Origin of the sequence: Bacillus sp. 7884-1 (genome assembly GCF_002272245.1) — a bacterium.
Lineage (GTDB): Bacteria > Bacillota > Bacilli > Bacillales > Cytobacillaceae > Neobacillus.
The window spans coordinates 1-3,388 of record NZ_NPDD01000314.1 but is presented as its reverse complement, the minus strand read 5'-3'; the positions used below and the strand labels follow the sequence as shown (position 1 = coordinate 3,388).

Here is a 3,388-nt window from a genome sequence, read left to right as displayed (position 1 = left end):
CTTTGTTCAATATCTAATTATCTAAAGCACGCTGCTCCTACGATAATCAATAGGATGAATAAAACTACGATTAACGCAAAGCCGCCGCCAAATCCGCATCCGCTGTAACCATAACCGCCAACACCACATCCGCCACCATATCCATAATGCATATTTATAACCCCCTCTTTAAATTAATAGTATTCTCAGCACCAAGAAGCCCCGATAATAATTAACAAAATGAACAATACAACTATAAGAGCAAAGCCTGCGCCAAGCCCGCCATGTGAACCAGACATTTACATTACCTCCTTTTTAAATTCCATATATCCTATTCATATCTCTAAAAATGTGCGATAGCCACTTGTATAAATAAACCGCATTTCAAAAAAAAGAATAAGCCCATTCTATATGGGCTTATTAACTCTTTGGATCAATAATCGGCAGTAAACGATTTACTAATCTAGGTGATAACGGTTGTAATGAAGTAAAGCAGGAGAGGTCTATAATAATACAATTTGTTGTAGTTCTTAACGAAAAGATATTGTCGCACATATCTACTGGATAGCCGTCTATGTCTACCGGTTCAAGAAGGGATATTGTTGCACAACATCTCTTTTCATCTATTGCCTCTAATCTAAAAACATTTGTCATAAAAAAATCTCCATTATTTGTCCAACCCCAAGCCTCAAATTGACATTTCCCGGTTGAAAGTATAAACGGAATCGTGTCATATCCAAAATCGCCATTTACAAAGCGAAAATCCTCAAACGATAGTTTTTTTTGTTCTTCTAATAGTTGCCGCAGGTCATGACAAACACATGTTTTCTTCTGTTGTTCCCCCATAATTCAAACCTCCTTTCAATTATTTATATAGGCTGTAGGTAAAATTGAATTTGTTGCGCACCATTTATGGCGCACTTCCTTGCTTGGCTTTTTGAATCAGCTGCTGCTAATACATATCCGTAACGTTGTCCCATTGAGCGAGGTGGTGTGACAATTTGACCGGTTGCTGCTTTCGTATAAACCTCTATTACACCAGCTTGTTCTTCAGCAGAGTCACACCCCGATACTTTAAGTAATTTCCCAATAGAGCTAACGATTAAATATTGTGCATAGATAGCTTTTTCTTGCCTTCTTATTAAATCTGGCTCATTTCCTGCATACAACTTTATCGTCTGTTCTGCAAGATTAACACCAAACGCTTCCTCTATCATCCGATTCATAGCTCCCCCTGCCATTCTCGGATTAATCTCAATCAGCTTCCAGCCTTTATTTGTTAATTTCATTTCCAAATGGCAAGTACCATTTCTAAATTGAAAATCCTCTATAATAGAATAAACAGTTTCTTTTAATCCCGGAAGTGGTTCCAATAACAACTTAGGACAGATAGAATAACCTGTAATAATGAAACGTTCGCCCTTTGTTACTTCCTGTTCAACAATTGCCACAATTGTAATGGATGAGTGAAAAACCATCACTTCAATTAAATATTGTGGCCCCTCAAGATATTCCTCTACTAAAATAGGAAGCTCAGAGTTTTTTCTAAGAAGTTGTTTCACACCCCTCTTACATTCCCAAATATTTCTGACCAATAATACATCCTTTGAACCATTTGATTGAGGCGATTTAATAATTAGTGGAAATTGGTCATTTAACTCACTTACCTCATTTTCGATGGCTTCGGGTGAACTTAGCACCTTAAAAAAAGGAGTATAATTTTTCCCGCTTAAAAATCTCCTGGTTAATATTTTATCGGTCATAATTTTCAATGGTTCAAACGTGAGTGGCGTATTACAAATAATATTCGTGAGCAAGGCAGCCAAATAAACATACTCATCTAAAAAGCTAATAAAACAGTCGACACATGTACCCTCATTCATAAGATCAGTTATTATTAAGAATATTTCATCCGTGTCTGACATATCAATGAGCCGAACATCATCAATTTCTTTATAATCCTCCCTTTCCTCTGCAAAAATGGTGCGGTTCGTTAAAAGGATTGTCTCGTAACCTAGTCTTTTTGCTGCTTTTATTCCTTCATAGCTTGATCCTGTTTTGTTCGTCCCTAAAAAAACAATCGAATTCATTTTTTGCACCCACCAAAGATTTTCATCACATATATTGTGATAGTTTACCTGTTACAATAAAATATTCTTTTTCTGATAGTTGGTGTAGGCTAGTTCATTATGTACGACCAGTTATTTGACCAATAAATTTAAAGTGGACAGTTGCCTGCAAAAAAAATCAAGGACAAGTGTTTAGAAAGAAAAAAACCATATTCTTAAGGTTTTAATCCTCAAAGATATGGTTTACAAAAAACTACTTTTTTTCACTAAAAGGACTCTTTGTTCGAATGCCGGATCTTCTTATTTTGACATTTACATCGACATTGACGATGGCATCTTTGAAATATTCATCCCACTGCTTTTCAAACCAACAACATTTCGTTGTTGGTTCACTTTAATTAAAAATACACAAGAAAAATTATTAACGCTAACAGGATTCGATAAATCGCAAATGGAACAAGTTTAATTTTATCTATTAACTTTAAGAAAAAGCGAATCGAAATTAATGCAAAAACAAAGGCACTAATAAATCCCGCAATAAAAAATGGGAGTGCATCCATCGTCATATACTGCCAATTTTTCAGTAAAGAAAGAAAACTGGCACCCGCCATAATAGGCACTGCCATAATAAATGTAAAATCAGCGGCCGCTCTATGGCTCAATCCTAATAGAACTCCACCTGAAATAGTCGAACCCGAACGAGAGAAACCTGGCCACAATGATAAACATTGAATGAGACCAATTGTTAGTGCTTGTTTATACGTAATTTGGTCAACAGTTTGGATTTTTGGTGTTTTTGGACCAAAGCGATCTGCAATTATCATGAAAATTGCACCAATCACTAAACCTATTAAAACCGTCTCAGTCGAAAATAAATACTCATCTATGTAGTCTTCAAGTAGCACTCCAAAGATTCCAGCTGGAACTAATCCAACAATTACTTGAGTTAATTTTAAACGACCGCCACTTTGGTTAGATAGCTTACTTTTTATTCGACCCATTCCTAATAAATCGATAAATCTGTCCTTAAATGTCACCACAACCGCTAAAATGGAACCTAACTGGATGACTACTTTAAAGGTATTCGCTCCATACTTTCCTAAGAAATCTTCTGATTTAAGCCACATATCATCAACGATAATCATATGCCCTGTTGAAGATACTGGAGCAAATTCTGTTAACCCCTCTACAAAACCTAAAATAATAGCTTTAATAATCAATAATAACTCCATTTACATAACTACTCCTAACTTTATCTTCTGTTTTTTACATTCAAGGATACGGAATAACTGTTTAATTGTACTCAATTTCCATCGTCTTTAGCAAATAATATTTAACAC

At 35.4% G+C, this 3,388-nt stretch carries 5 protein-coding genes and 1 pseudogene; all 6 read right to left on the bottom strand.

The features are described from left to right. Positions 1 to 17 precede the first annotated feature (17 nt). Complete coding sequence (locus tag CHI06_RS28830) at positions 18 to 152, bottom strand: YjcZ family sporulation protein (RefSeq protein ID WP_095252057.1); 135 nt, start codon at positions 150 to 152, stop codon at positions 18 to 20. A gap of 33 nt (positions 153 to 185) precedes the next feature. Continuing rightward, positions 186 to 278 (bottom strand): YjcZ family sporulation protein, encoded by a 93-nt coding sequence (locus CHI06_RS28825; RefSeq protein ID WP_095252056.1) that lies wholly within the window; start codon positions 276 to 278, stop codon positions 186 to 188. 121 nt (positions 279 to 399) lie between these two features. Further along, positions 400 to 825 carry a CotY/CotZ family spore coat protein gene (locus tag CHI06_RS28820; protein ID WP_095252055.1) on the bottom strand — a complete coding sequence of 142 codons (426 nt, stop codon included), beginning with the start codon at positions 823 to 825 and terminating at the stop codon, positions 400 to 402. A 23-nt stretch (positions 826 to 848) separates the two neighbouring features. Further along, positions 849 to 2,069: an ATP-grasp domain-containing protein gene (locus CHI06_RS28815; protein WP_095252054.1), complete on the bottom strand. Its 1,221-nt coding sequence runs from the start codon at positions 2,067 to 2,069 to the stop codon at positions 849 to 851. A gap of 232 nt (positions 2,070 to 2,301) precedes the next feature. Beyond that, a pseudogene (locus CHI06_RS31210) lies at positions 2,302 to 2,406 on the bottom strand (Ger(x)C family spore germination C-terminal domain-containing protein); the annotation flags it as partial. A gap of 40 nt (positions 2,407 to 2,446) precedes the next feature. Then, positions 2,447 to 3,280: an undecaprenyl-diphosphate phosphatase gene (locus tag CHI06_RS28810; RefSeq protein ID WP_095252053.1), complete on the bottom strand. Its 834-nt coding sequence runs from the start codon at positions 3,278 to 3,280 to the stop codon at positions 2,447 to 2,449. Between the last annotated feature and the right edge of the window lie 108 nt (positions 3,281 to 3,388).